The sequence below is a fragment of the Actinomycetota bacterium genome, from assembly GCA_040905475.1.
Classification (GTDB): Bacteria; Actinomycetota; AC-67; order AC-67; family AC-67; genus DATFGK01.
Genome location: JBBDRM010000171.1, coordinates 67,981 through 69,031 on the forward strand (window position 1 = coordinate 67,981; position 1,051 = coordinate 69,031).

The following is a 1,051-nucleotide window of genomic DNA, read 5'->3' on the forward strand; positions in this document are numbered from 1 at the left end:
CCGGGGGGTCCAGTGTGAAGGTTTCCGTTAGTTCTTGTGGGCCTTGTCGCCGACCGCGTCCATCAACTTGCCGAGCTTCTCCTCGATCACGTCGATGGTCTCGCCGGTCTTCTCCTTGATGGTGCCGACCAGGCGGTCCATCTTCCCCTCGGACTTGTCGAGGTCATCATCGGTCAGGTCGCCCCAGGCTTCCTTGACGCGGCCCTTCATCTGGTCCCACTTGCCTTCAGCCTTGAGATCGGTGTTCATCGTCATCCCTCCACTTTGAGGTAGTCGGCGGGTCTCCCGCCGTACGTCGCTTTGATACCCGATGGGTTCCGCGGCGAAACGTCTCGCTCGCTTTGCTGCTAGTGTCGGTTTCAGCGCGTTCGCGCGATGATCTCTTCGATCACGTACGACTTCGCGTCGGCGTAGTTCTGAACGTATTTCCAGTCCTTTTCGGCGAGCTCGCGTTTCACCCGTTCGTAACGGAGCCGCTCGCCTGCATCGGCGCGAAGGCGATCGCGGAACGTGAGCATGCGATCGATCTCCGGACATCCCAACGTGTGCACATGAAGGTTCACCGCAGGATCGCTGCCTCTGAACATGCGATGTTCGTGCCATCGAGGCTCGCGTACGCGAAGTGTGTAGCCGGCGCGCGCGAGGGGGGGTAGGTACGAGTCCTCGTCGGCGGAGTCCACGACGACGAGCAGCATGTCGATGACCGGCTTCGCGGCAAGCCCGGGAACCGAAGTCGATCCCGTGTGCTCGATCCGCAGTGCTTGCTTGCCGAGCGCCTCGCGCACGCGTTCCGCTTTACGCTCGTACAGTGCCGGCCACCGTGGGTCGTACTCGACGAGCCTGATCCGCTCCGCGAGCGGTTCGAGCGCGCCGATCGTCACGGACCGGAGTTCCTCTTCGGTGATGGGCTCGCGGTCGGGTGTCACGCGAACAGGATAAGGGTCCGGCGGCACCACTCGTCGATGTACGGCGGTGTTGTGGGCCGCCCAGGACTCGAACCCGGTCCGCCGGGTTAAAAGCCCGGTGCTCTACCCGTTGAGCTAGCGGCCCT

General features: G+C 63.1%; 2 protein-coding genes and 1 tRNA gene. All 3 read right to left on the reverse strand.

Features of this window, described 5'->3' with window-relative positions; translation table 11 throughout:
• Positions 1-27: 27 nt before the first annotated feature.
• The 3 genes from WEB06_21430 to WEB06_21440 all read right to left on the reverse strand — a co-directional run bounded on the left by WEB06_21430 (position 28) and on the right by WEB06_21440 (position 1,050).
• Positions 28-249 (reverse strand): CsbD family protein, encoded by a 222-nt coding sequence (locus tag WEB06_21430; GenBank protein MEX2558181.1) that lies wholly within the window; start codon positions 247-249, stop codon positions 28-30.
• Positions 250-359: 110 nt separating this feature from the next.
• Complete coding sequence (locus WEB06_21435; GenBank protein ID MEX2558182.1) at positions 360-926, reverse strand: GrpB family protein; 567 nt, start codon at positions 924-926, stop codon at positions 360-362.
• 52 nt (positions 927-978) lie between these two features.
• A tRNA-Lys gene (locus WEB06_21440) sits at positions 979-1,050 on the reverse strand.
• Position 1,051 lies beyond the last annotated feature (1 nt).